The organism is Streptomyces sp. SCL15-4 (assembly GCF_033366695.1).
Classification (GTDB): domain Bacteria; phylum Actinomycetota; class Actinomycetes; order Streptomycetales; family Streptomycetaceae; genus Streptomyces.
Map to the genome: position 1 here is coordinate 1,182,599 of NZ_JAOBTQ010000001.1, position 23,986 is coordinate 1,206,584.

At 74.0% G+C, this 23,986-nt stretch carries 21 protein-coding genes and 1 pseudogene; 12 read left to right on the plus strand and 10 right to left on the minus strand.

What is annotated here, in order from left to right:
• Positions 1-10 precede the first annotated feature (10 nt).
• Genes SCK26_RS04800 through lpxA form a run of 3 tightly spaced genes read right to left on the minus strand, consistent with a single transcriptional unit; the run spans position 11 to position 2,663 of the window.
• On the minus strand, positions 11-835 hold the full coding sequence (locus tag SCK26_RS04800) for a UDP-3-O-acyl-N-acetylglucosamine deacetylase (RefSeq protein WP_318199994.1): 825 nt from the start codon (positions 833-835) through the stop codon (positions 11-13).
• Complete coding sequence (locus SCK26_RS04805; protein ID WP_318199995.1) at positions 832-1,884, minus strand: UDP-3-O-(3-hydroxymyristoyl)glucosamine N-acyltransferase; 1,053 nt, start codon at positions 1,882-1,884, stop codon at positions 832-834. The genes SCK26_RS04800 and SCK26_RS04805 overlap by 4 nt, the downstream gene beginning before the upstream one ends.
• The gene (gene lpxA, locus SCK26_RS04810; RefSeq protein ID WP_318199996.1) at positions 1,881-2,663 is read right to left on the minus strand and encodes an acyl-ACP--UDP-N-acetylglucosamine O-acyltransferase; all 783 of its coding nucleotides are present in this window, start codon (positions 2,661-2,663) and stop codon (positions 1,881-1,883) included. Before lpxA ends, SCK26_RS04805 begins: the two co-directional genes overlap by 4 nt.
• Before the next feature lie 167 nt (positions 2,664-2,830).
• Between lpxA and SCK26_RS04815 the strand changes: the two genes are divergently transcribed.
• The 5 genes and pseudogenes from SCK26_RS04815 to SCK26_RS04835 all read left to right on the plus strand — a co-directional run bounded on the left by SCK26_RS04815 (position 2,831) and on the right by SCK26_RS04835 (position 7,768).
• The gene (locus SCK26_RS04815) at positions 2,831-3,490 is read left to right on the plus strand and encodes a YdcF family protein (RefSeq protein WP_318199997.1); all 660 of its coding nucleotides are present in this window, start codon (positions 2,831-2,833) and stop codon (positions 3,488-3,490) included.
• Positions 3,491-3,819: 329 nt separating this feature from the next.
• Positions 3,820-4,641: a VOC family protein gene (locus tag SCK26_RS04820; RefSeq protein ID WP_318205919.1), complete on the plus strand. Its 822-nt coding sequence runs from the start codon at positions 3,820-3,822 to the stop codon at positions 4,639-4,641.
• A gap of 225 nt (positions 4,642-4,866) precedes the next feature.
• The gene (dnaK, locus tag SCK26_RS04825; RefSeq protein WP_318199998.1) at positions 4,867-6,747 is read left to right on the plus strand and encodes a molecular chaperone DnaK; all 1,881 of its coding nucleotides are present in this window, start codon (positions 4,867-4,869) and stop codon (positions 6,745-6,747) included.
• A complete protein-coding gene (grpE, locus tag SCK26_RS04830) occupies positions 6,744-7,376 on the plus strand; it encodes a nucleotide exchange factor GrpE (RefSeq protein WP_318199999.1) in 633 nt (210 codons plus the stop codon). Before dnaK ends, grpE begins: the two co-directional genes overlap by 4 nt.
• A gap of 21 nt (positions 7,377-7,397) precedes the next feature.
• Positions 7,398-7,768: pseudogene (locus SCK26_RS04835) on the plus strand (VOC family protein).
• A gap of 57 nt (positions 7,769-7,825) precedes the next feature.
• On the opposite strand, the gene SCK26_RS04840 reads toward SCK26_RS04835, so the two are convergent.
• Positions 7,826-8,146 carry a hypothetical protein gene (locus tag SCK26_RS04840; protein ID WP_318205920.1) on the minus strand — a complete coding sequence of 107 codons (321 nt, stop codon included), beginning with the start codon at positions 8,144-8,146 and terminating at the stop codon, positions 7,826-7,828.
• 175 nt (positions 8,147-8,321) lie between these two features.
• Here SCK26_RS04840 and SCK26_RS04845 point away from each other — a divergent pair, with 175 nt between their 5' ends.
• The gene (locus SCK26_RS04845; RefSeq protein WP_318200001.1) at positions 8,322-9,353 is read left to right on the plus strand and encodes an SDR family oxidoreductase; all 1,032 of its coding nucleotides are present in this window, start codon (positions 8,322-8,324) and stop codon (positions 9,351-9,353) included.
• Between the two features lie 36 nt (positions 9,354-9,389).
• Positions 9,390-9,647, plus strand: coding sequence for a hypothetical protein (locus SCK26_RS04850; RefSeq protein ID WP_318200002.1), 258 nt, complete (start codon positions 9,390-9,392; stop codon positions 9,645-9,647).
• An 84-nt stretch (positions 9,648-9,731) separates the two neighbouring features.
• Here SCK26_RS04850 and SCK26_RS04855 read toward each other — a convergent pair whose 3' ends face one another.
• Positions 9,732-11,021: an ROK family transcriptional regulator gene (locus SCK26_RS04855; RefSeq protein ID WP_318200003.1), complete on the minus strand. Its 1,290-nt coding sequence runs from the start codon at positions 11,019-11,021 to the stop codon at positions 9,732-9,734.
• A 212-nt stretch (positions 11,022-11,233) separates the two neighbouring features.
• Positions 11,234-14,413 (minus strand): bifunctional cytochrome P450/NADPH--P450 reductase, encoded by a 3,180-nt coding sequence (locus SCK26_RS04860; protein WP_318200004.1) that lies wholly within the window; start codon positions 14,411-14,413, stop codon positions 11,234-11,236.
• Between the two features lie 288 nt (positions 14,414-14,701).
• Between SCK26_RS04860 and SCK26_RS04865 the strand changes: the two genes are divergently transcribed.
• From SCK26_RS04865 to SCK26_RS04880, 4 genes are all read left to right on the plus strand, one after another.
• Positions 14,702-15,349, plus strand: coding sequence for a PAS domain-containing protein (locus SCK26_RS04865; RefSeq protein WP_318200005.1), 648 nt, complete (start codon positions 14,702-14,704; stop codon positions 15,347-15,349).
• A 99-nt stretch (positions 15,350-15,448) separates the two neighbouring features.
• On the plus strand, positions 15,449-15,943 hold the full coding sequence (locus tag SCK26_RS04870) for an FBP domain-containing protein (protein ID WP_318200006.1): 495 nt from the start codon (positions 15,449-15,451) through the stop codon (positions 15,941-15,943).
• Between the two features lie 92 nt (positions 15,944-16,035).
• On the plus strand, positions 16,036-17,298 hold the full coding sequence (locus SCK26_RS04875) for an FUSC family protein (protein WP_318200007.1): 1,263 nt from the start codon (positions 16,036-16,038) through the stop codon (positions 17,296-17,298).
• A 100-nt stretch (positions 17,299-17,398) separates the two neighbouring features.
• A complete protein-coding gene (locus SCK26_RS04880) occupies positions 17,399-18,613 on the plus strand; it encodes a lactonase family protein (protein ID WP_318205921.1) in 1,215 nt (404 codons plus the stop codon).
• Here SCK26_RS04880 and SCK26_RS04885 read toward each other — a convergent pair.
• Both SCK26_RS04885 and SCK26_RS04890 read right to left on the minus strand, forming a co-directional pair.
• Complete coding sequence (locus SCK26_RS04885) at positions 18,581-19,306, minus strand: DUF2470 domain-containing protein (RefSeq protein WP_318200008.1); 726 nt, start codon at positions 19,304-19,306, stop codon at positions 18,581-18,583. The genes SCK26_RS04880 and SCK26_RS04885 overlap by 33 nt on opposite strands.
• A gap of 91 nt (positions 19,307-19,397) precedes the next feature.
• The gene (locus SCK26_RS04890; protein ID WP_318200009.1) at positions 19,398-20,006 is read right to left on the minus strand and encodes a TetR/AcrR family transcriptional regulator; all 609 of its coding nucleotides are present in this window, start codon (positions 20,004-20,006) and stop codon (positions 19,398-19,400) included.
• 117 nt (positions 20,007-20,123) lie between these two features.
• On the opposite strand from SCK26_RS04890, the gene SCK26_RS04895 reads away from it, so the two are divergent.
• Entirely contained in the window at positions 20,124-21,728 is a 1,605-nt protein-coding gene (locus tag SCK26_RS04895; RefSeq protein ID WP_318200010.1) for a cytochrome P450, read from the plus strand.
• Here the strand turns inward: SCK26_RS04895 and SCK26_RS04900 are convergent.
• Both SCK26_RS04900 and SCK26_RS04905 read right to left on the minus strand, forming a co-directional pair.
• Entirely contained in the window at positions 21,690-22,538 is an 849-nt protein-coding gene (locus SCK26_RS04900; RefSeq protein ID WP_318200011.1) for a pentapeptide repeat-containing protein, read from the minus strand. The two genes, SCK26_RS04895 and SCK26_RS04900, sit on opposite strands and share 39 nt — an antisense overlap.
• Positions 22,539-22,596: 58 nt before the next feature.
• Positions 22,597-23,898, minus strand: a complete 1,302-nt coding sequence (locus SCK26_RS04905) for an alpha/beta fold hydrolase (RefSeq protein WP_318200012.1) — start codon at positions 23,896-23,898, stop codon at positions 22,597-22,599.
• Positions 23,899-23,986 lie beyond the last annotated feature (88 nt).

Consider the following 23,986-nt stretch of genomic DNA (forward strand, 5'->3'; position numbering starts at 1 on the left):
GCGGGCCGCGTCAACGGCGCCTGGCGGGTGAGGGGATGCGGCGGGGCCGGACGAGCGCGTCCGTCAGGGCCTGCGCGAGGCGCACGTTGGCCTGGTGTCCGCTGCGGTGCGCCGTGACATCGAGGTGGGCCGGAGGAATCCCGGTCAGGTACAGGTCGCCGATGAGGTCGAGCATCTTGTGCCGGACCGGTTCGTCGGAGAAGCGCACCGGGCCCTCGTAGGTCTGTGCGCCGATGACCACCACGCTGTCGGGGCCGAGGCCGCGGCCCAGCCGGTGGGCGCGGGCGGCGGGGATCTCCTCGGCGAGGACGAGGGTGCGGGCGGGCGCGATGTGATCGGGATGGTCGCCGGGGAGTCGTACCGTCAGGGACTGGACGCCCAGCCAATGTCCTTCCAGGTGGTAGACGCACGTCCACCGGCCGGTTCCGGCGCGCGCCTCGACGTAGGTGGCCCCCTGCGTGTATCTGACGGGGTGGCGTAGCCGCGGGGCGGGTGCGGCGGCGAGGGGGCGCAGTCCGGTGGCCAGCAGGGCCTGGACGTAGGGCAGGGCACTGCCGTCCAGGCCGGGCAGTTCGGGAGCGGTGACGCTGATCTCCAGGTCGGTGATCTGTGTGCAGGCCAGAGCGCTCATGAGGTGCTCGACGGTGGAGACCGGCCCCAGGCGGGTGCAGCGACTGGTACCGGTGACGTTGGCCGGGACGGCGGGGACGCGCTCGCCCCGGTAGTGGAAGGCGATGCCGTCGCCGCCGGGGCGCATGGTCACGGTGACGGGCTCTCCGCTGTGCAGGCCGAGGCCGCGCAGGGTCAGGGGTGCGCGCAGGGTGTTCCGGTTCACCGCGACGGGCCGGGTTCGCCGGAGGGTCCGTGGGGCTGGGCGTCGCGCGCCGCGGCCAGGTGTTCCAGGCGTTCGAGCCGGCGCAGGACGTCGGGCAGCCGGGGCTGGACGGCCTCGACGCGCAGTTGCTGGGCCAGCGGGCGCGCGGGGTAGCCACGGTAGACGCCGGCGTCGCGGACATCACGGGTGACACAGGCCCGGGCGCCCAGGCTCACGTCGTCGGCGATGTCCACGTGGTCGCCCGCCAGGCTTCCTCCGCCCATGACCGAGCGGCGGCCCAGTACCGAGCTGCCGCCGATGCCGGACATGGGCACCATCATCGCGTGCTCGTTGATGCGGGCGTTGTGTCCCACCTGAGCGAGGTTGCCGATCTTGGCGCCGCGGCCGATGTCGGTGACACCGCTGGTGGCACGCTCGACCGAGGCCAGGGCGCGGATCTCGGCGTCGTCGCCGACGTGCACCTCGCCGACGTGGGGAACGCGGCGCCATCCCTCCTCACCGCGGCGGAAGCCGAACCCCTCCACGCCGACGACGGCGCCCGGATGCACCGAGCAGCGCTCCCCGAGCCGTACGTCACGGCACAGCACGACGTGCGGGTACAGGACGCTGTCGGCGCCGATCCGGCAGTTCTCGCCGACGTAGCAGAAGGGCAGCACGCGGACGCGCGGGCCGAGTACGGCGCCGGCTTCCACCACGGCGTAGGCGCCGATGTCCGCGGAGGGGTCCACGACGGCCCGGGGGTCGACCACGGCGGTGGGGTGCACACCGTCGGCCAGCGGCATCGGGCGGTCCAGCTCCGCCAGCAGTACGCCGAAGGCCGCGCGCGGATCGTCGACGTGGATGGTGGGCTTGCCGGGGCTCGCCAAGCCGGGCGGCAGCAGCAGCGCTCCCACCTTGGTGGCCCGCTTCAGGTAGGACTTCGCCTCGCAGAAGGCGATGCCGTGGGGGTCGTCGGCCTCGGCGGGCACCGGCCGGACGCGCAGGCCGGGGTCGCCGGTGAGCCGGCCGCCGAAGCGGTGGGCCAGCTCGGCGAGTGTCCAGGTCGTCACGGCTTCCTCCCCGTGAGCCGGGCACGGCGGGCGAAATCCGCGATGCCGCGCTGCGATGCCGTGGTGTGAAAGGCGAGGAGATGTCGCACCAGCTCGCTGGAGCCTTCGTCGAGGTCCGTCTCGCCGCGCTGCAGGGCCAGGAACACCCTGCGCAGGGCCATCTGCTCGCCGGCGGGGATGCCGCGGCGCCGCAGGCCCACCATGTTGACCTGCCAGTGCACCCCGGGTGATCCGTCGAGCACGGTGAACGGCAGGACGTCCCGGGTGACCTTGGTGAGCGCGCCGATCATCGCGAGCCGTCCGATACGGCAGAACTGGTGGACGGCCACCGCGCCGCCGATGACGGCCTCGTCCTCCACCGCGACGTGCCCGCCCAGGGCCGCGCCCTGGCTGACGGTCACCCGGTCCCCGAGCCGGCAGTCGTGGGCGATGTGCGCACCGCCCATGACGAGGCAGTCGCGCCCCACGCGGGTCGGCGTCGAGCTGGTCGAGCGGTGGATGGTCGCGCCCTCGCGGATCGCGGTCCCCGCCCCGATCTCGACACCGGTGGTCATCCAGGGGTTGAACTTCAGGTCCTGCGGGTCGCCTCCCACCACGGCGTGCACACCGATCGTGGCTCCCGGTCCCACGGACGCCGAACCGTGGACGACCGCGTGGGACTGGAGGCGGACGCCGTCTCCGAGCCGGGCTCCGGCTTCGACGACCGCGTACGGGCCGACGCAGACCGACGCGCCCAATATGGCTTCGGAGGAGACGATCGCCGTAGGGTGAATGTCCATCGCTCAGGCTCTCCCCTCGCCGGCGGGTGCGGGGCGCCGCAATGACGGCCGCCCGCCCCTCCCGTGCTCGGCATTCCCATCGAAGTAAAAGACCCATTCCGTCAGGCCCTGTAGCGTAACCGAAGATATCCGGGGCATTCGCCGCCCGCTGGGCCGAAGGAGTGAACATGGGTCCGTGCACGCGACCGGTGGCGGAAGACGATATGGAGCGGGCGATGCTGGTGGCCGGTTTTCTCCGGATGCGGCATGAGCCCCGTCCGGCGAGTGTCGCCGTCGGCCTGGGAAGCGTCGGCGTGCGGACCGCCGCCACCTGCGCCGGGCTGTACCACGCCGGGCTCGCTCCCCTCCTGGTCTTCAGCGGCGCCAACAACCCGTACACCGCACGCCTGTTCCCCCGGGGAGAAGCGGTTCACTACCGTGACCACGCGGTCTCCCTCGGCGTTCCCGCAAGCGATGTCCTGATCGAGCCGCGGGCCACCAACACGGCGGAGAACATCCGGTTGACCCGAGAACTCCTGCATGACGCGGGAATCGAGCCGGCCACCGTGCTTCTGGTGGCCTGGTTCCCGCGGCGCCCCTACGCGACGGCCCGCAAACTGTGGCCGGATGCGGAGTTCTCGTGCGTACCCAATCCGTTCAGCCTTTCGGAATTCGCTCACGCAGGCATCCGTGAGGATATTATGATTAATATTCTCGTGGGTGAGCTGCATCGCATTCAGGACTATGCGGAACGCGGATATATAGAACCGCAGCGGATTCCGTCCGGCGTGCGGACGGCGTGCTCGGAACTGATCGCATCCGGGTACGACGGCCGCCTCGGTGGGTGAAGGCGGCCCGGAGACGGCCGGGGCGCGACGATGTACCGGCCCGGTCATCTGCGGTGACAGCCGTTCCACGGTGGACGGATGTGCGACCACGCACCACGGCACGGCCGGCTGCGGACCCTGCGTCACCTGGGGCCCGGCTCGTGCGGGGCCCGGGCCGCACGACGGCCGCCGGTGAGCCGCGTCCGCCGGCCGCGACACCACCGGCCGGGCCGGCGGTGGCCGTTTCCGTCCGGGTGCCGGGGGTACGCTGACGCTTCAGGTTTCGCATTCCCGTCGGACATCGCACGCAGAGCGATGGCGGTGGGGGCAGGAGGCCAGGCGCGATGGCCATGAATCACGGCAAGACACAGCCCGCCAGGGCCACCGACGGCGTGTCCACGTCCACCGTGGCCGGTGCACCGTGCTGGGTCAGTCTGACCAGCCACGATCTGGAGGCGGCCCAGCGTTTCTACGGCGCCGTCCTCGGCTGGCGCTGGCGGCCGGCCGGGACCGGTGACCACTTCCGTATCGCGCTGGTGGACTCGGTGCCGGTCGCCGGGATCGCCGTACTGCCCGCGCTGCGGCAGACGGGAGTGGCCTGGACGCCGTACTTCGCCGTCCCCAACGCCGACCAGGCCGCGGCGCGGGCTCGGGAGCGCGGCGGCACGGCGGGCGTCGGCCCGCTGCGGCTGCCGCCGGGGCGCGTGGCGCTCCTGTCCGACCGGCACGGGGCCACCTTCGCGATCTGGGAGGGGGAACTGATCAGCCGCTGGGACGCCTGGCGGCAGGCGTCCCCGATCTGCCTCACCCTGCACACCCGCGACGCCTTCGAAGCCGCCATGTTCTACGGCGGTGTCCTCGACTGGGCCTCGGAGCGCCCCGGCAGCTGCGAGGTCGAGTACGAGGCCGACGAGGTGCTGCTGCGCAGCCGGGGTCTCGTCGTCGCGCGCATCGAATCGGGAGAGTCGGACACGGCCCCCGACCCCTCGGTACGGCCGCACTGGCAGGTCTCCTTCCCGGTGGCCGACGTGGCGGCGTGCGCGCGGGCCGCGGAGCGGCACGGCGGCAGCGTCCTGGAGGAGAGCGGGCACGAGGCCGTGCTGCGCGACCCCGACGGCGCCCGGTTCGTCGTGGCCTCCAAACCAGGACACCGGCCCGCGCCGCAGGCGTGAACGCGCGCGGTGACCGGGAGTGCCGCTCCCGGCGCCGCGGTCGCTGATCACCGGCTTTCCTCCTTCCGCCGGGGCCCTGGGCGGCCCGTACGTCCCGAAAAGGACATGCGAGCGGAAATCCCCGCGTAGGTCCGCGCAGGACGGTTACGCGAGGAGCGTCACGTTTCCGGACTCCGAGCGAGAGGTGTCCGCTCCGGGTCCGGGACCCGGATGGAGGAGAGGGCCATGGCACGTGCAGTGGGAATCGACCTGGGCACGACGAACTCGGTGGTCGCGGTCCTGGAGGGTGGCGAGCCCACGGTCATCACCAACACGGAAGGCGCGCGGACCACGCCGTCGGTGGTGGCCTTCGCCAAGAACGGCGAGGTGCTGGTCGGCGAGGTCGCCAAGCGCCAGGCCGTCACCAACGTGGAGCGCACGGTGCGCTCGGTCAAGCGGCACGTCGGGGAGGCGCAGTGGAGGTTTCCCGAGCAAGGTGACGTCGACGGCAGGCGGTACACCGCGCAGGAGATCTCCGCGCGGGTGCTGCAGAAGCTGAAGCGGGACGCGGAGGCGTACCTCGGCGAGGACGTCACGGACGCGGTGATCACCGTACCGGCGTACTTCAACGACTCCCAGCGCACCGCGACCAAGGAGGCCGGTGAGATCGCCGGGCTGAAGGTGCTGCGGATCATCAACGAGCCCACCTCCGCCGCCCTGGCCTACGGCCTGGACAAGGAGAACGAGCAGACGGTCCTGGTCTTCGACCTGGGCGGCGGCACGTTCGACGTGTCGCTGCTGGAGATCGGCGAGGGCGTGGTCGAGGTCAAGGCCACCAACGGCGACACGCATCTCGGCGGTGACGACTGGGACCAGCGGATCGTGGACCACCTGGTCCGGCTGTTCAAGAACCACCACGGCGTCGATCTGGCCAAGGACAAGATGGCCGTGCAGCGGCTGCGGGAGGCGTCGGAGCGGGCGAAGATCGAGCTGTCGTCGTCCTCGGAGACGACGATCAACCTGCCGTACATCACGGCGTCCGCCGAGGGCCCGCTGCACCTGGACGAGAAGCTCACCCGCGCCCAGTTCGAGCAGCTGACCGCCGACCTGCTGGAGCGGTGCAAGGGCCCGTTCCACAGCGCGGTCAAGGACGCCGGGATCAAGGTGTCGGACATCGACCACGTCATCCTGGTCGGCGGCTCGACGCGGATGCCGGCGGTGACCGGGCTGGTGCGGGAACTGACCGGCAAGGATCCGCACAAGGGCGTCAACCCGGACGAGGTCGTGGCCGTCGGCGCGGCTCTGCAGGCCGGTGTGCTCAAGGGCGAGGTCAAGGACGTCCTGCTGCTCGACGTCACCCCGCTGTCCCTCGGTATCGAGACCAAGGGCGGCATCATGACCAAGCTGATCGAGCGCAACACCACGATCCCGACCAAGCGCTCGGAGATCTTCACCACGGCCGAGGACAACCAGCCGTCGGTGCAGATCCAGGTCTACCAGGGCGAGCGGGACATCGCGGCGTACAACAAGAAGCTCGGCATGTTCGAGCTGACCGGTCTGCCGCCGGCGCCGCGCGGCGTCCCGCAGGTCGAGGTCTCCTTCGACATCGACGCCAACGGCATCATGCACGTCACGGCGAAGGACCTCGGCACCGGCAGGGAGCAGAAGATGACCGTCACCGGCGGCTCCTCGCTGGCCAAGGACGAGATCGACCGGATGATGCGGGACGCGGAGCAGTACGCCGAGGAGGACCGGCGCCGGCGCGAGACAGCCGAGACCCGCAACCGCGCCGAGCAGGTCGCCTACCAGACCGAGAGGCTGCTGACCGACAACGCCGACAAGATCGCGGCCGACGTCAGGAGCGAGGTCGAGGCCGCTCTGACGGAGCTGAGGCAGGCGCTGAAGACGGAGTCGGCGGATTCCGCGCCCCTGCGGCAGGCCACGGACAAGGTCACCGCCGCGGCCCAGAAGGTGGGCACCGCCATGTACGCGCAGGCGCAGCAGGACCAGGGCGCGCAGGCGGCCGGCGGCGCGGGCGGCGGCGAGTCCGGTGCGAGCGGGCCGGACGAGGACGTGGTCGACGCGGAGATCGTCGACGAGGACAAGCGGCAGGACGGTGCCGGATGACCCGGCCGAGCGGCACCGGCCGCCGTGACGGGCCGACGCTGTCGCTCGTCGGCGGCACCCGGCGGCCGGACCCGGGAACCAGCCTGGAGCCCCGCCGCCGCGGCGATGTCGAACCGGCCCGGCAGGCGGCGGCCCCGGCCGTGGACGAGGCGGCCCTCCTGCGTGCGCGGCTGCGGGAGTGCGCGGCGGACCTGCGGCGGGTGCGGGCGGAGTACGACCACTACCGCCGACGGGTCGGCCGCGACCGGCTGGCGGTGCGGGAGGCGGCCGTGGCCAATGTGCTCACCGGTCTCCTGCCCGTGCTCGACGCCCTCGACCAGGCCCGCCGGCACGGCGAGGTCACCGGCGGTTTCCGGCGGGTGGCCGAGGTCCTGGCGAACGAGCTGGCGACGCTGGGGCTGCGGTCGTTCGGCACGGCGGGCGAGCCGTTCGACCCCGCCCTGCACGAGGCGGTCTCCTGCACCGGCCCGGCGGACGTCGACCGGCCCACCTGCGCCGTCGTCCTCCGCCCCGGCTACCGGGTCGGGAACCGGCTGCTGCGACCGGCTCAGGTCGAGGTCGCCGCCGCCGTCGCCCCAGGAGGCGAGGGCCTGGAAGGCGGGCACCGCCGGGACGGCGGCGTGCGGTGACCGGCCTGTAGGCTGCCGATCATGTCTTGTCGTATTCCGAACTGATGATCGCCTCTCAGAACCCGCGAGCCCTCGCGGAGTTCTGGTGCGAGGTACTGGGCTTCACCGTGCTCGACACCGAGGACGGCGCCGTGGAGATCGGGCCGGCGGAAGGGTCCGGCGGACCGCAGCCGACCCTGGTCTTCGTCCCCGCCGCCGGGCCCTGGACGGGCAGGTCGCGGCTGCACTTCGACGTCAACGCCACCGACCGCGACCAGGACGCCGAACTCGACCGCCTCCTGAAGCTCGGTGCGCGCCCGGCCGACATCGGCCAGACCGGCGAGGAGTCCTGGCACGTCCTGGCCGACCCCGAGGGCAACGAGTTCTGCCTCCTGCGCGCCCGCCTGAACTGAGGACGGGGCCGCGCGGGAGTGCCGCCAGGCTGCCCGGCCAGGCGGACGGGGTGTGTCCTAGGCGGGGCCGGGGCCGTCGAGGAACGTGAGCAGTACGGCGGCCTCCGCGCGCAGCCGGGCGGCGTGGTCCGCGTGGGCCGGAGCCGTCAACCGCGCGGCCGCTTCCAGGCGTTCGGCGGCTTCCGCGCGTACGACGTCGATCACGCCGCGCTCGCTCAGTTCGCGCCGCGCCGCCTCTGTGGTGCCGGCGCCGGCCGGTGACTCCTCCAGGGCCACGCCCCGGAGTCCGGCCTCCGACAGGGGTACCGCCTCCGCGTTGTCCAGTGCGGCAAGTGTCGAGCGGAGAGCGCTCACGGCGGCCTTGTCGCGGGCCCGCATGGCTTCCGGCAGCGCTTGACGCATACGAAGACGTAGAGACATACCGGCGACTCCATGTCCGCGCTTCCCGTGACCACACGCGGTACGGGCCACCGCCGTGCCGCGTGTGCGCGCCCGGTGCCCGGGTACCCGGGCGCTCGTCGCAGTGCCGCCGCGCCGACGAGAGGAGCCGAAGGTGAGCAGCTCAGCGGGCAGCAGGGTGGTCGTGACCGGCGCCACGGGCAATGTCGGGACCAGTGTGGTGCGCCTGCTCTCGGAGGACCCCGAGGTCGAGTCGGTGTGCGGCCTCGCCCGGCGGCGGCCCGAGTGGTCGCCGCCCAAGACCGAGTGGGCGGCCGTCGACCTGGGCTCCGACGAGGAGGACCTCGCCGAGCGGTTCGAGGGCGCCGACGCCGTGATCCATCTGGCCTGGGCGTTCCAGCCGACGCACGATCCGGTGAAGACCTGGCGGACCAATGTGCTGGGCGGTATCCGGGTGTTCGAGGCGGTCGCCGCGGCCCGGGTGCCGGTACTGGTGCACGCCTCGTCCGTCGGCGCGTACGCGCCGGGGCCGAAGGACCACGCGGTGGACGAGTCCTGGCCGACGCACGGCTGGCCGGACGCCGCCTACTGCCGGGAGAAGGCCTACCTGGAGCGGACGCTGGACGTGTTCGAGCGCGACCATCCCGAGGTACGGGTGGTGCGCATGCGCCCGGCGTTCCTGTTCAAGTGGCAGTCGGCGAGCGAGCAGCGGCGGATCTTCGGCGGGCGGTTCCTGCCCGGCCCGCTGGCCCGGCCGGACCTGCTGCCGTTCCTGCCGGACATCCCGGGCCTGCGGGTGCAGGCCCTGCACACCGACGACGCGGCCGAGGCCTACCGGCTCGCCGTGCGCTCGGACAACGCCCGGGGCCCGTTCAATCTGGCCGCCGATCCGCCGCTGGACGCCGCCGTCCTCGCGGAGCTGCTCGGCTCCCGGCCGGTCCGGCTGCCGCGTACGGCGGCCCGCTCGGCGATCGCCGCGGCCTGGGGACTGCACCTGCTGCCCGCCTCGCCGCACCTGTTCGACGCCGTGCTGCGGCTGCCGCTGATGGACTGCGCACGGGCCCGCGCGGAACTGGGCTGGCAGCCCCGGCGTACGGCGACCGAGGTGATCCGGGAGTTCCTGGAGGGTCTGCGGCAGGGCGGCGGGATGGAGACCGAACCGATGCGGGGGCGGAAGGTCGGCTGACGCGCGCCCCCGAGCCGACGAAGGAGTGAGAACGCCATGGCAGCTGTGCAGGAACCGGAGTCCGGCGCCGGAGAGCGGCCGGTGCCCCGGGACATGCCCGACCAGCAGGCCGGTGCCGAGGAGGACCGCTGGGACGTCACCCCGGAGCGGCCGGCCCGCGACGGGCGGGACGAGGACGAGAGCGACCGGGCCACCGCGCCGGACACGGACGAGGCCGGCACCGGCCCCAGGGGCGCGCCCCGGGCGGGCACGGTCCACCCGGAGCACCCGACCCCGGACGAGCCGCCGGCGTGACCCTCGGGTACGGGCGCGACCCCGTCCCGCCGTGCCGCGCCGTGAAGGTTCCGCCGTGTTCACTCACCCGATCGGCCCGCCCTCTCAGTGCGGCGCCCGCTCCTGGAGCGCCGTGTGCCAGGTCGGGAGGAGGGCTTGTGCGGTCGGTTCCGGGCGGCGACCGCCACTGGCGAAGAAGTCGGCCAGCGGCAGGATCGCCGCGCCGACGGTGACCGCGTCCGGGCCGAGCCGGCCGAGGTCGATGGTCACCTGGTCGGCCGGATGGCGCAGGGCGTACGTCGCCGCGTGCCGGCGGACCGCGGGCAGGAAGCGCGTACCGAGCTGGAGACCGGCCCAGCCGCCGATCAGGATCCGCTCGGGCTGGAAGAGGTTGATCAGGTCGGACAGGCCGGCGCCGAGGTATTCGGCGGTCTCCTCCAGGACGGCCAGCGCGACCGGGTCCGGCGCGGTGCCCTCGGGCGGGTACGCGGCGGCGAGCATCGCGGTGAGCGCGGTCTCCTCGTCCGTGTCCTCGGGCGGCCGGCCGCCCTCCTCGCGCCAGCGGGCGAGCAGCGACTCCGCGCCGGCGTACGCCTCCAGACAGCCGGGTGCGCCGCAGCGGCAGCGCCGGCCGCGCACCCGTACCGTCAGATGCCCCCACTCCACGGCCCGCCCGTGCTCCACCTCCGGGGTGACCAGGCAGGCGCCGACACCGGAGCCGAAGAGGACGACCACGGCGTTGCGGGCGCCGCGCCCCGCGCCGAACCACATCTCGGCCTGGCCGAGCGTCTTGGCGCCGTTGTCGATGAGGTACGGCACCCCGTCGGGGAGCGGGGAGGCGGAGCGCAGCAGCCGCTCCAGCGGGACCGCGTCCCAGCCGATGGTCTGCCCGTGCACGACGGCGCCCTGGTCCGGGGTGTGCTCGACGATGCCCGGGACGCCGACGCCGACGCCGAGCAGCCGCTCGGGAACGGCCTGTTCGGCGGTGAGGACCTCGGCGACGCCGTCGCGGATGTGCCCGGCGATGACCTCGACGTCGTAGCCCTGCGGGGCCAACGGGCGTTCCACCCGGGCCAGTTCGGTCAGGGCCAGATCGAACAGCTCGACGCGTACGCGGGTTTCGCCGACGTCGACGCCGATCATCTGTCCGCTGTGCGGGGCGACGCGCAGCAGGGTGCGGGGCCTGCCGCCGTCGGAGTCGACGCTGCCGGCCTCCTCGACCAGGCCGTCCGCGATCAGGTCGGCGACCACGTTGCTGACCGAGCCGGAGCTGAGTCCGGTGGCCGGTCCCAGCTCGAAGCGGCTGAGGGGGCCGTCGAAGTACAGTCGCTGGAGCACCGCCGTACGGTTGCCTCGTCTCAGGTCGCGTACCGTGCGCCCGTTGCGCCCCGCCATATGGCTCCCTTCACGAACCGTGCCCGACCTGCAACATACTCCTTCGGGCAGCGGGAAGCGACATTAACCCACGCCTTAGTTCACGCTATGAGCTAAGCGGAGGGCCGGATGCCGTCCGGTGCGGCGGCGACTTCCGGCCCGGCGGCGGGCGGGCCGGAGCCGCCGGGCGGGGCCGGAGCCGGCGCGGCCCCGGGTCCCCGCCGCGGCGCGGCTCACCCGGCCGCGTAGACGTCCTCCACATAGCGGCCTTCCGCCACCAGGGAGCCGAGCCAGCGTTCGGCCGCCGCCGGGTCGGCGCCGGGGGTGTGCGCGCGGTACAGGGCGCGGAAGGCGTCGCGTACGCCGGGTGCCATGCGAGCACCGTCGCCGCACACGTACACCCGGGCGCCGGCGGTCAGCAGCCGCCACACCTCGGCGGCCTCGGCGGCGATGCGGTGCTGGACGAAGGCGGCGCCGTTCTCGGGGGCGGCGCTGAAGGCCGGGCGCAGCGAGAGGGCGCCGGCCCGTTCGGCGGCCCGCAGCTCGTCGGCGTGCAGAAAGTCGGCGCCGGGCGCGTCGCAGCCGAAGTACAGCAGCGCGGGCGGGAGCTGCGCGCCCGCGCGGAGCGCGGCGAGGCGGTCCGCGACGGCGCCCCGGAACGGCGCGAGACCGGTTCCGGCGGCGACCATCACCACCGGTGCCGAGCCGTCGATCCTAAACGCCTCGCGGCAGGGCTGGACGCGGGCGTACACGGTGTCGCCGGGCCGCAGGGCGGCGAGGTGGCCGGAGCCGGTGCCCCGGTAGCGGCCCTTGCCGGAGCGTGCCGGGGCGTCCAGCACGGACACCATGAGGTCGGCGTGGCGGGCGTCGGCCGCGGGCGCGGAGGAGATGGAGTAGTGGCGCGGGCGCAGCGGGGTCAGCAGGTCGAGCAGCAGCGGCCAGTCGAGGGCGCCGCGCAGCGCGGGGTGGTCCTCGGCCAGCTCGACCAGGGTGCGCGGGTCGTCGCCGGTGAGGGCGGCGAGGGCGGCGCGCTCGGGCGGGCAGGGGTTGGCCTCGGCGAGCAGGGCCCGCTGCCGGTCCGTCGGCCGCTCCTGCAACTCCACGTGACGGGTGAGCAGTTCGCGTACCGTCAGCGGCCGGTCGACAGCCAGGCCGTCGCGGCGCGGGCGGCCGGCCCGGATGTCCAGGACGGCGTCGGCGTCGAGGCCGAACGCGGTGACCGCCCGGTCCACCAGTTCCGGGGCGTTGGCCGGCAGCACGGTCAGGTGGTCGGCGGTGCGGTAGGTGACACCCTCGGGCAGCGCGACGCGCAGGAACCGCTTGACGCGGGGGTGGCCGGGCGCGGTGAGGTCGCGGGCCTCGGTGACCGTCATGGGGACCAGGCCGTGCCGTTCGGCGAGGGCGTCCAGCGGGCCGCCGGTCAGGGTGCGCACCGTGTAGGCGTGGGCGGGCTCCTCCGCGGTGTCGGGCCCGGCGTCCGGGTCGCCGTACTGCGTGAGCAGCGCGGTGCGCAGGCGGTCCGTGAACTGCCGTACCGTGCCGGTGAGATCGCCGGACGCGTCGGCGGCGGCGCGCTCGGTGAGCCGGGTGGCGCCGAGTTCGGCGAGGCGGGCGTCGATGCGGGTCGGGACCTGCTGGTAGGTGGCGGCCCAGTTGCGGTCGCCGACGCCGAGGACGGCGAAGGTCACGCCGGTCAGGTCGGGCGTGCCGGCGAGCCAGGCGGTGAAGGCGGTGGCGTCGTCGGTGGGGCGGCCGTTGTAGGAGGCGGCGGTGACGATCACGGGCCGGTCGGTGGGCAGGCCGTCCGCGTAGGCGTCCAGCGCGGCGATCTCGGTGGCGCAGCCGACGGCGGCGGCCTCGTCGGCGAGCCGGGCGGTGAAGTCGCGGCAGGTGCCGTAGTTGCTGCCGTGCAGGAACAGGACGCGGGTGCCGGGACGGACCCGGGCCGGGAGGGCGTCCGGGGCCGGGGTGCCCTGGGCCGGCGCGGGAGCGGTGCCGGGCAGCGGGGCGTGCGCGCGGTCGGCGGCGGTGCGCGGGGTGAGCGTGAGGGTGAAGCCCTCGGGCTTGAGGGTGAGGGTCTCCTTCACGGTGAGGCGGTAGCCGGTGTGGTCGTGCAGGCGGTAGCGGTGGACCAGCAGGGCGAGCAGCATGGTCGCCTCGTGCAGCGCGAACTGCCGCCCGATGCAGGCGCGTTCGCCGGTGCCGAACGGCTTGAAGGCGTGCACCGGGCGGGCCGCCTCGGCACCCGGGGTGAACCGCTCGGGGTCGAACAGCTCGGGGTTGTCGCCCCATACGGGCTGGCGGTGCAGCATCGGCGCGAGGACGGTGACGGCCTGGCCGGCGCGCAGCGGGATCCGGCCGCCGAGCAGGGTGTCCTCGCGGGCGTGCCGGCTGAACGCGGCGGCCGTCGGCCACAGCCGCAGCGCCTCGTTGAGCACCTGCCGGGTGTAGGTGAGCCGGCCGATGTCGTCGTAGGTCGGCTCGGGGTCGGGGGTGTCGCCCCACAGGGCGTCGGCCTCGCGCTGGACGAGCCGGAGCACGGCGGGGTGCTTGGCGAGGTAGTACAGGGCGAAGGACATCGCGCCGGAGGTGGTCTCGTGGCCGGCGATCAGGAAGGTGATGACCTGGTTGCGGATGTTGGCCGGGTCCAGGGTGGTGCCGTCGGCGGGGTGCGGGGCGGAGAGCATCAGCCCGAGCAGGTCCTCGGCGCCGCTCTGGTCGGTGCCGGTGCGGGCGGCGATGACGTCGTCCACGACCCGGGCGAGGTGGTCGGCGTCCGCGCGGAAGGCGGCGTCGGCGGCGGAGTGGTCGCTGCCCGGGGTGCGGGCGAGGCGCGTCATGCTCCACTCCAGGCAGCGGACCATCGACTCCACGAACGGGTGCGGCTCGGCGCGTTCGAAGGAGCCGAAGTCGTAGTCGAAGCCGGCCAGTCCGATGGTGTCGAGTGTCATGCGGGTCATGTCGTCGGGCACGTCGACGGGCCGGCCGGCCCGGGCCGCCCGGTCCCAGGAGTCGATGAGCCGCCGGGCCACCTTCAGCATCACCGGGTGGTAGGTGCGCATGGAGCCGAGCGCGAAGGCGGGCATCAGGATGTCGTGCGCCTTGGCCCAGTTGGGCTCGTCGTTGTACGCGGTGAACAGGCCGTCGGCGGCGAACTCGCGCACGTTCTCCAGGGCGGGTCCGACGTGCTTGGCGAACCGCTCCTCGTCGGCCAGGTCGGCGACCAGGTCCGCGTCGGCGACGAACAGCGCCTGCCGGCCGTGCAGCCGGCGCACCAGCACCGGGCCGTGCTCCCGCATCAGCCCCATCACCTGCTGGAGGGGGGTCCGGCCGGGGCCGGTGGCGGAGATGTCGACGACGGGTACGCCGGGCAGGGCTGCGGCGGGCTCGGGGTGCGGTGCGGTGGGGGGCATGACGCGACAACTGCCTTTCGCGGTAGCGGACTCCTGCGCTCCAGAGTGCTCGACGCGCGGCCCGGAGCCGCGCCACGGCACTACACGATCGTGTAGCGGAAAGTCGGCCTCGGCACTTGCGCGTCCGCGCGCGGTCCGGCCGCCGCCGGGCGCCGGGCGGAGCCCGGCGCGCGCGGGCCACGGCTGGTCGTCACACACCGCGAAGGCCACGCCAGCCGAGGCCCGGAGTTGCCGCTGACCTGCCTCTTCCTCTTTGATGGGCGGGCGGCCGGCGGACCGGGAGGTGCGATGGAGGCGGGACGGGCCGACGCGGTGACGTGGCGCAACCGCGCGCTGCTGGTGTTCGACCGCGTGTCGGTACCGGTGGCGGTGTGCGATGTGTACGGCCGGGTGGTGCTGGCGAACCCGGCGATGGCCACGGAGTGCGGTACGACCCCGGGCCGGCTGCGCGGCCGGCAGGTGCTGGAGCTGTTCCGGCCGCAGCAGGCCGGCCAGGTGGAGCGGATCGCCGAGGCGCTGCGGCTGCGGCACCGCTCCCGCTACCAGGTGTCGGTGTGCTGGCGGGCGCCGGGCGGGCCGGAGCGGTACGGGGAGCTGACCGCGGATCCGGTGAGCGACAGCGCGGCGGAGACACCGGCGCTGCTGGTGATGCTGCGCGTGCTGGGCGAGCGCACCGGGCCCGGTGCGGAGCCGGTGCCCACCAGCGAGGTGGAGCGGCGGGTGCTGGCGCTGCTGGCCGGTGGTGCGACCACCGCCCGTGCCGCCCGTGAGCTGGGTCTCAGCAGGGACGGCGTCACCTATCACCTGCGGCGGCTGTCGGCGCGCTGGGGCGCCGCCAATCGGACCGAACTGGTCGCCCGCGCCTACGCCTTGGGCGTGCTGCTGCCCGGGGTGTGGCCTCCGCGGGCGCGGCCCGACGAGACCGAGCAGCCCTAACCGAAAACCATTGGCCTGCTTCCGCGAGGCTACATACGATAGCCATATTCCTAGGAACCCTAGGCAGGCCGTCGTCACATCCGGAAGGACCCTCCCCCGATGAAACCGCTCACCGAGCAGGACATCCGCAGCTGCTTCGTCAACTGCTCCAAGGGCGAGGCCAAGCGCCTGGCCGTGCCGCGCGATCTCGACGCACGACCGTGGGACGCCCTGGACTTCCTCGGCTGGCGCGATCCAGGCGCACCGGACCGTAGCTATCTGGTCACCGTACGCGATGGCCGGCTCGTCGGCGTGGCCCTGCGGTACCCGGCCGCGCAGCGCGGCTTCCTGCACCGCAGCCTGTGTTCGGTGTGCCTGACCACGCACTCGGGCGGCGGGGTGTCGCTGATGACGGCGCGGAAGACGGGCGCGGCCGGCCGGGAGGGGAACTCCGTCGGGCTGTACATGTGCACCGACCTGGCGTGTTCGCTGTACCTGCGGGGCAGGAAGGCGCCGGAATCCGGTGTGCGGTTCGAGGAGAGCCTGACCGTGGAAGAGCGGATAGACCGGGCCCGGGGCAACCTCTCCGCCTTCCTCGACAAGCTGTACGCCTGAGGGCCGTCCGGCCCCGGCGCGGCGGTCATGGCCGGAAACAGTCCGCGAACGGCCACGTTCGACCTGCCCGAGTAACGGGAACAGGCCAAAGGATGATCAACGTACGGAAGTGGACCTCGGGATGGACCTCGGGGCTGCGGCAGGTGCTGAGGCGTCGCCGGGAACCGGTGGTCGTCCAGACGCTGCGGTCGGCCGCGGCGGCATCGGTCGCCTACGTCATCGCGCTCCGGCTGAGTCCGGAGCCGGCCCCGCTGACCGCGCCGCTGACCGCGCTGCTGGTCGTCCAGGTGACGTTCTACGCCACGCTGACCAACGGCATCCGCCGGGTGAACGCGGTGGTCGCCGGCGTGCTGGTCGCCATCGCCTTCAGTGTGCTGGTGGGGCTGACCTGGTGGAGTCTGGCGCTGCTCATCGTCGCCTCGCTGGCCGTGGGACGCGTGGTGCGGGTGGACGAGTACGTGGCCGAGGTGGCGATCAGCGCCATGCTGGTGCTCGGTGCCACGGTCGGCTACACCGCGTGGGCGCGGATCGTGGAGACGCTGATCGGCGCGGCCGTCGGCACCGCCTGCAATCTGCTGCTGCCGCCGCCGGTGTGGGTGGACGAGGCCGGCCGGTCCATCGCGGGCCTGGCCCGGCGGGTGCGCCAGCTGATGCTGCGGATGGGCGAGGAGGCCGCGGGCCGCGTCCCGTGGCAGCAGGCGGCCGAGCGGCTGCACGAGGCGCGCCGGCTGGACCACGACATCACCGGGGTGGACTCGGCGCTGCGGCAGGCGGAGGACAGTCTGCGGCTCAATCCGCGGGTCAAGGAGGGGCTGCTGCACCGGGTGGTGCTGCGCACCGGCCTGGACACGCTGGAGATCTGCACGGTGGTGCTGCGGGTGCTGGCCCGCTCGTTCACGGACCTGGCGAAGGCCCGTGGCTCGAAGGACCTGTTCCCGCCCCGGGTGGGAGCGACCGTGGAACAGCTGCTGTCGGAGATCGCCGACGCGGTGGTCAGCTTCGCGGTGCTGGTGACCACGCATCTGAGCGAGGACGCCGAGTCGGCGGAGGCCCGGCTGACGGCCGAGCTGCACACGGCGGCCGGCACCCGCGACCGGCTCGCGGAACTGCTCCGGGAGGAGATCGCCGAGGACTGGACCGACTGGCAGCTGCTGGGCGCCGTGCTGACCGAGACGACCAGGATCATCGACGAGCTGAACACCGAGCACCGCACCCGGCGCCTGCTGGAGGAGCTGGACCGGGTCTCCCGCGAGCACCGGGCCAAGCTGCCCCGGCCGGCCCGGCTGCGCGACTGGCTCGGCGTCCAGGAGGAGCTGTGGCGCAACCGCGCGGGCCTCGGCAGCCGGTCCCGCTGAGCCGCGCCGGGACCGCACCCGCCGGCACGCTTGCCCCTGCCGCCGGGTGCGGGTCAAGGTGGCTGTCGTGAGCGGGCCGACCGACGACCTGAGGTGGGGCATGGAGACGGAGTCACGGACACCCCCGCGGAGCCGGGAGCGCGGCGGCGGCTGGACCAGGCGCCGGTTCGTCGGGGCGGTGGCCGGCACGGCCGCGGTCCCCGCGTGCACCGCCCGGACCGCTCCGCGGGCCGACGCTCCGGCCACCCGGGACACACCGGACTCCGCCGCGCCGTCGCGTGGGCCGTCCGGGCCGCGCCCGCTGTACATGGGCACGTACACGTCCGCCGAGGGCGGCGGCACCGGCATCGGCATCGCGTCCTACGATCCCCGGTCGGGCCGGATCACCGGGGCCGGCACGGTCACCGGGGTGCCCGACCCGTCGTATCTCGCCGTCCATCCGGACGGCCGCACGCTGTACGCGGTGGCCGAGCGCCAGGAGGGCGGGGTGACGGCCGTACGCCTCGCGGACCGGCGGGTCCTCGGCACCCGGAGCACCGGCGGCGCGGGCCCGTGTCATCTGTCGGTGCATCCCGGCGGGCGCTGGCTGCTGAGCGCCGACTACGGCTCGGGCAGCGTCTGTGTGCATCCGATCGACGCCTCGGGCGCCCTCGGCGAGCGCACCGACCGGGTCGTCCACACCTCTCCGGCGCCCGGGCCCGGCCAACAGGGCCCGCACGCGCACCAGTTCACGACCAGCCCCGACGGACGGCACGTCCTCGCCGTGGACCTGGGCACCGACACCGTCTACACCTACCGCCTCGACCCGGTGCGCGGCACGCTGACCGAGACCGCCCGGGCGCAGACCCGGCCCGGCGCGGGGCCGCGCCATCTGACCTTCCATCCGGGCGGCCGGTACGCCTATCTGGCCAACGAGGTGGACGACACGGTGGCCGTCTGCGCCTACGACCCGCGCTCCGGCCGGCTGCGCGTGGGCGCGCCGCAGCCGACGGGCTCCGGCGGCGGCACCAACTATCCGGCGCAGATCCTGGTGACAGCCGACGGCCGGTTCGCGTTCCTCGCCAACCGGGGCCACAACAGCATCGCCCGGTACGCCGTGGAGTCCGCCGGGGCCCGGCTGCGGCTGCTCGGCACGGTGCCGGTGGGCGGGGACTTCCCGCGGCAGATCGCGTTCTCCCCGGACGGCCGGCTGCTGTTCGCGGCGAACCAGCGTTCCGGCACGGTCACCGTCTTCCACGTGGACACCGACGGCGGACTCCGCCCGGCCGGCGAGCCGTTCGCCTCACCCGTCGCCGTCTGCGCGCTGCCGCTGTAGCGCCCGGGGGCAGGACGCGGCGGCGGCCTGCGCCAGCAGGGCGTGCATCCGCTCGGTGAGCTGGGGGACGTCGTCGGCGGGCGCGTGGAAGGGCAGCCGTACGTCGCCGTGGGCGCGGGTGCGCTCGATGCGCAGGGTCAGTCCGTGCCGGTCGACGGCGAGCGGCGCCACCCGGGTCGCGGCGTGCAGGCTTTCCGGCCGCACCAGGCGGGTGAGCCGCTCGACGGCGTCCGGGTGGGCGTCGGCGAGATGGGTGAGCAGCCGGGACTCGGCTCCGGCGAGGGGGTCGGGCCGGGCGGCGGCGAACTCGTCGAGGTCGGCCACCACGGGTCCGGACGCCTCCCGGAGCACCACCCGGGTCGGGCGGAAGAGCAGGTCGCCGTCGGACGGGGCGAGCCACCCGGAGAGCCAGAGCCGGGCGCGGATGCGGTGGCGCACCGGTACGGGGGCCACGTCGGCGAACTCCAGCAGGGCGGAGGGCTCCTGGCGCGGGGCGCACAGGGCCGCGGCGAGCAGGCCGCTGTCGTCGGGCACCGTCAGCCGCACCCGGCCGTCCTCGGTCACGGTGTGCGCGCCGGCGTACTCCTCGCGCACGCCGTCCGCGGTCACCGCGCACGACCACGCGACGGACAGCACCGAGCGTGCCCGTTCCGCCGCGCCGGGGGCGGCCGTCCAGTCCTGCGTGTCACCCATCCCGAGATCTCCTTAGGTAAGCCTTGCCTAACCTATCGGAGTTCGGAGCGCGCGCCAACCGCGCCGCACCGGCGGACGGAATCGTTCGGGGTTACGCGAGGACGCCCAGCAGCGCGCGGGCGCACAGGTCGCGCACCTGCGCGCGGCTCAACTCGCCTTCGCCGCGCAGCCATTCCAGACACACGGCCGTGGTGAAGGCGAGCCAGCCGCGCACCGCCAGGTGGACCCCGGGAGCGGCCTCGACGACCGGCCCGAACTCCGGGTCGGCGGCGAACGCGGCCAGGATCTGCCGCTCCTGCGCGGCCAGCGCCCGCCGGTAGACACGGCGCACGGCCTGGTCGCCGGCCGCGTCGGCGCGGTGGAAGGCGCGGAAGCCGTGGGCGTGGGCCTCGACATAGCCGAGGTAGGCGTCGAGACCGGCGGCCAGCTGCTCGCGCACCGGCACCCCGGGCACGGCCGCCGTCATCCGCAGCATCCGCTCGCTCTCGCGCTCCACGACCGCGGCGAAGAAGTCCCGTTTGGTGGGGAAGTAGTGATACAGCAGCCCCCGCGAAACCCCCGCGATCTCGGCGACCCGCTCGACCCACACATCGTCGTAGGCGCTCTCCGAGAACAGCTTCGCACCGACCGACAGCAACTGTTCCCGGCGTTCCTCGGTACTGAGCCGGCGCCGGGCGCGCTCCTCCTCGTTCGCGGGCATGGCGTCACTTTACTTGACGCCGGTTCGACAACGGCCCGACACTGAGCGCGTTATTGAACCCACGTACAACATGCGGGGGCGGCGTCAACCATCCGCTGGATCAAGGGGGATCGCGCCATGGCGGAGATGACGAAGACCATGGGGAACCGGCCGCCGAAGGGCTTCCGGAGCGCCGAGCACGGCTGGCCCGAGCTGCATCGCATACCGCACCCGCCGCGCCGGCTGCCGCTGCTCGGCGATGTGCTCGACGCCGACCGGCACCGTCCGCTCCAGGACTCGCTGCGCCATGCCCGCGCACTGGGTCCGATCTTCCGGCGCCGGGCCTTCGGCAACGAGTTCGTGCTGGTGTGGGGGGCGCGGCTGGTCGCCGACCTCGCCGACGAGTCGCGGTTCGCCAAGCACGTCGGGCTGGGCGTCGCCAATCTGCGGCCGGTGGCCGGGGACGGCCTGTTCACCGCCTACAACCACGAACCCAACTGGCAGCTGGCGCACGACGTCCTGGCGCCCGGGTTCAGCCGGGAGGCCATGGAGGGCTACCACGGGATGATGCTGTCCGTGGCCGGCCGGCTCACCGACCACTGGGACCGGCGGCTGGCTGCCGGGCACACGGTGGACGTGCCCGGCGACATGACCCGGCTGACCCTGGAGACGATCGCGCGGACCGGCTTCGGGCACGACTTCGGCTCCTTCGAACGCGACCGCCCGCACCCCTTCGTCACCGCGATGGTCGGCACGCTCGGCTACGCCCAGCGGCTGAACACCGTCCCCGCGCCGCTGGCCCCGCTGCTGCTGCGCTCCGCGGCCCGGCGCAACGCGGCCGACATGGCCTGCCTCGACCGCACGGTGGACGAACTGGTGGCGGCCCGGCGCCGGTCCGGTGGCGGCGAGGGAGACCTGCTGGACCGCATGCTGGCCACCACGCACCCCGAGACCGGGGAGCGGCTGTCCGCCGAGAACGTCCGCAAGCAGGTGATCACGTTCCTGGTCGCGGGGCACGAGACCACCTCGGGCGCGCTCTCCTTCGCCCTGTACTACCTCGCCCGGCATCCCGAGATCGCCGCCCGGGCCCGCGCCGAGGTGGACCGCGTCTGGGGCGACGCGCCGCATCCCCGCTACGACCAGGTCGCCCGGCTGCGCTATGTGCGCCGGGTGCTGGACGAGTCGCTGCGGCTGTGGCCGACCGCGCCCGCCTTCGCCCGCGAGGCCCGGCACGACACGGTCCTCGCCGGGGAGCATCCGATGCGCCGGGGCGCGTGGGCCCTGGTGCTGACGCCGATGCTGCACCGCGCGCCGGAGGTGTGGGGCGCGGACCCCGAGCGGTTCGACCCGGACCGCTTCACCGCGGCGGCCGTACGCGCCCGGCCGCCGCACACCTTCAAGCCGTTCGGCACCGGGGCGCGGGCCTGCATCGGCCGGCAGTTCGCCCTGCACGAGGCGACCCTGGTCCTCGGTCTGCTGCTGCGCCGCTACGACCTGCGCACCGAGCCCGGCTACCGCCTGACCGTGGCCGAACGCCTGACCCTGATGCCGGAGGGGCTGCGGCTGCGGCTGGAGCGGCGACGGCAGCGCGCCGAAGGGACGCACGGCGGTGTCGACAGCGGCTCCGCGGTACCGGCGCGACCGGCCCGCGACGGCGCCGCGGACGACTCACGGCAAAGCCCGCACGAGCCGGTTGAGCCCCGGTCAGCCGGCCGCTGCCCAGTGCACCGGCCGGGCGACTGACGCCGGCAGCCGCGTACCGGCGCCGCCCCGCGCGGCGTTCACCTGGGGCTGGGTGAGGAAGAACGCGCCGGTCAGATCGGCGTCGGTGAGGTCGGCGTCCCGCAGGTCCGCGCCGATCAGATCCGCCTCGCGCAGATCGGCTCCGGTGAGGTCGGCCGCGATGAGATACGCGCCGCGCAGGCTCGCCCCGCGCAGATCGGCGCCCCTGAGCCGGGCGCCGATCAGGTCCGCGCCGCGCCGGTCCTTGCCCTTGCTCTTGCCCTTGCCCTTTCCGGCGGCGCCGGCCCGGACCAGTTCGCTGGTGCGCAGCAGGAGCACGTTGACCTCCTGCCGGTGCGCGGCCACGTCCAGCGCGGCCAGTTCCCCAGGGCTGCGCCGGGTGAGTCCCTCCGTCCGCTCCAGCGCCCGCCGCAGCTCGGGGTGGACGGACGCGGCGGCGGGCAGGTTCAGCGCCTCGGTGAGGTACCACAGCAGTTCGTGCAGCTGCCGGACGACCGGGAACACGTCGAACATCCGGCGCGCCTGATCCTTCGGCGCGGTACGCCAGTCCTGCCCGCCGAAGGTGACCTGGGACACCTTCTGCCCGGCGCCGAAGCAGTCGTAGACCGTGCAGCCGGTGAAGCCCCGCTGCCGCAGGCGGGCGTGGATGCCGCAGCGGTGGTCGTCCCGGAGGTTGGCGCAGGGGGTGCCCGCCGGCTTGTTCACGGCGAAGTCGGCGGAGCGGGCGAAGGGCAGGGCGACACAGCACAGTCCGAAGCACTGGGCGCAGTCGCCGCGCAGGTCGGCGGGGTCGGTTGTCTGGTCCGGCATGGGAACCAGCCTACTGACCTGCGAATGCGCCCTGCGCGCCGCCGTCCTGGGCCGTCCGTCACACCTCGTCGCGAACCAGGGCCAGCAGCCGGTCCAGGACCCGGGGCGCGCCCGTGCGCAGGCCGTCGTGCTCGTACTCGTTGGTGACCCAGGGGCGCAGGCCGCGGATCGCGGCCGCGGTCCGGAGGGAGTGGGCGGCGTCGACGTACATGTCGTCGTGGTAGACGGCCGCGGCGACGGGGACCTCGTTGGCGGCGAGGCGGGCCGGGTCGTACAGCGGGCGCCAGTCGGTGCGGGCGGCGAGCAGCCCGGCGGTCTCGCGCAGGGGCCGCAGGGCCGGGTCGGTCTCGAACATCCAGGGGTGGACGGTCTCGCCGGTGAAGAGCACCGGGCCGTCCCCGGCGAGCGCCTTGGCCGCGTCGAACTGCGGGAACTCGGCGCGGACCCGTTCGGCGGCCCAGGCGGTGGGGCGGGCGTCCTGGCCGTAGATCGTCTCGTGGACGAGGGCGTAGAGGGGGTTGGCGGCGTACGACAGCAGCGCCTGCGCCTGCTCCTGGAAGGCGTCGGACAGCTCCGGGCCGGACGGGGTGCGCGCGAAGGCGTCCTCCAGCAGGTGGTGCAGGCGGTGGCTGCCGTCGCTCGTGCCGAGCATCAGGCCGAGGGACTGGAAGGCCTCCACGGTGAGGCGGTAGCCGCCGGGGAGGACCACGTCGTGGGTGAGGAGGTGGTCGGCGATCCGGCGGGCCGCCGCCACGTCCTGCGGGTAGCGGTCGTAGTGGGCGGCGACCTTGCGCTCGATGCGCGGGTAGGCGGCCCGGTAGACGTCGTCGGCGTGGGCGTGCAGGGAGGGCAGTCCGCCGGTGACAAGCGCCGTGTGCACGCCCTCGGGGGCGAGGGAGAGGTACGTCACCGTGCAGAAGCCGCCGTAGCTCTGGCCGAGCACGGTCCACGGGGCGCCGCCGGTGAGCCGGGGGCGGATGGCCTCGCAGTCGCGCACGATGGAGTCGGCGCGGAAGCGGGTGAGGTAGTCGGCCTGGGCGGCGGGGCCGCCGCGCAGCGGGAGCGTCTGCCGGGTGGCGGGGGTGGAGCGGCCGGTGCCGCGCTGGTCGAGCAGCAGGACGCGGTACTCCTCCAGGGCCCGGTCGAGCCAGGACTGACGTCCGACGAAACGGCTCGCTCCGAAGCCGGGGCCGCCCGTGAGGTACACCAGCCAGGGCAGGTCCTGCCCGGCCTTGTCGCTCGCCACCGCCTCGCGGGCGTACAGCTCGATGGTCTCGCCGCCGGGGTCGGCGTGGTCGAGGGGCACGGTGAAGTGGTGATCGGTGAGGACGACGCCGGGCTGGCGGTAGCTGAGGCTCAACGGGTCTCCCGGGACGAGCGGATGCGGACGCGTCCCAGTTGAGCACACGGGCGCGCGCGGGCCGGCGCCCGGGATCACCGCCGGTCGC

What these genes read in the sequence shown, in the direction of transcription:
- SCK26_RS04860 (WP_318200004.1), bottom strand. Translation starts at nt 14,413, where the DNA reads ATGCCCCCCACCGCACCGCACCCCGAGCCCGCCGCAGCCCTGCCCGGC.
- SCK26_RS04865 (WP_318200005.1), top strand. Translation starts at nt 14,702, where the DNA reads ATGGAGGCGGGACGGGCCGACGCGGTGACGTGGCGCAACCGCGCGCTG.
- lpxA (WP_318199996.1), bottom strand. Translation starts at nt 2,663, where the DNA reads ATGGACATTCACCCTACGGCGATCGTCTCCTCCGAAGCCATATTGGGC.
- SCK26_RS04900 (WP_318200011.1), bottom strand. Translation starts at nt 22,538, where the DNA reads ATGCCGGACCAGACAACCGACCCCGCCGACCTGCGCGGCGACTGCGCC.
- SCK26_RS04855 (WP_318200003.1), bottom strand. Translation starts at nt 11,021, where the DNA reads ATGGCGGGGCGCAACGGGCGCACGGTACGCGACCTGAGACGAGGCAAC.
- SCK26_RS04885 (WP_318200008.1), bottom strand. Translation starts at nt 19,306, where the DNA reads ATGGGTGACACGCAGGACTGGACGGCCGCCCCCGGCGCGGCGGAACGG.
- SCK26_RS04890 (WP_318200009.1), bottom strand. Translation starts at nt 20,006, where the DNA reads ATGCCCGCGAACGAGGAGGAGCGCGCCCGGCGCCGGCTCAGTACCGAG.
- SCK26_RS04850 (WP_318200002.1), top strand. Translation starts at nt 9,390, where the DNA reads ATGGCAGCTGTGCAGGAACCGGAGTCCGGCGCCGGAGAGCGGCCGGTG.
- grpE (WP_318199999.1), top strand. Translation starts at nt 6,744, where the DNA reads ATGACCCGGCCGAGCGGCACCGGCCGCCGTGACGGGCCGACGCTGTCG.
- SCK26_RS04815 (WP_318199997.1), top strand. Translation starts at nt 2,831, where the DNA reads ATGGGTCCGTGCACGCGACCGGTGGCGGAAGACGATATGGAGCGGGCG.
- SCK26_RS04870 (WP_318200006.1), top strand. Translation starts at nt 15,449, where the DNA reads ATGAAACCGCTCACCGAGCAGGACATCCGCAGCTGCTTCGTCAACTGC.
- SCK26_RS04875 (WP_318200007.1), top strand. Translation starts at nt 16,036, where the DNA reads ATGATCAACGTACGGAAGTGGACCTCGGGATGGACCTCGGGGCTGCGG.
- SCK26_RS04895 (WP_318200010.1), top strand. Translation starts at nt 20,124, where the DNA reads ATGGCGGAGATGACGAAGACCATGGGGAACCGGCCGCCGAAGGGCTTC.
- SCK26_RS04840 (WP_318205920.1), bottom strand. Translation starts at nt 8,146, where the DNA reads ATGCGGGCCCGCGACAAGGCCGCCGTGAGCGCTCTCCGCTCGACACTT.
- SCK26_RS04880 (WP_318205921.1), top strand. Translation starts at nt 17,399, where the DNA reads ATGGAGACGGAGTCACGGACACCCCCGCGGAGCCGGGAGCGCGGCGGC.
- SCK26_RS04820 (WP_318205919.1), top strand. Translation starts at nt 3,820, where the DNA reads ATGAATCACGGCAAGACACAGCCCGCCAGGGCCACCGACGGCGTGTCC.
- dnaK (WP_318199998.1), top strand. Translation starts at nt 4,867, where the DNA reads ATGGCACGTGCAGTGGGAATCGACCTGGGCACGACGAACTCGGTGGTC.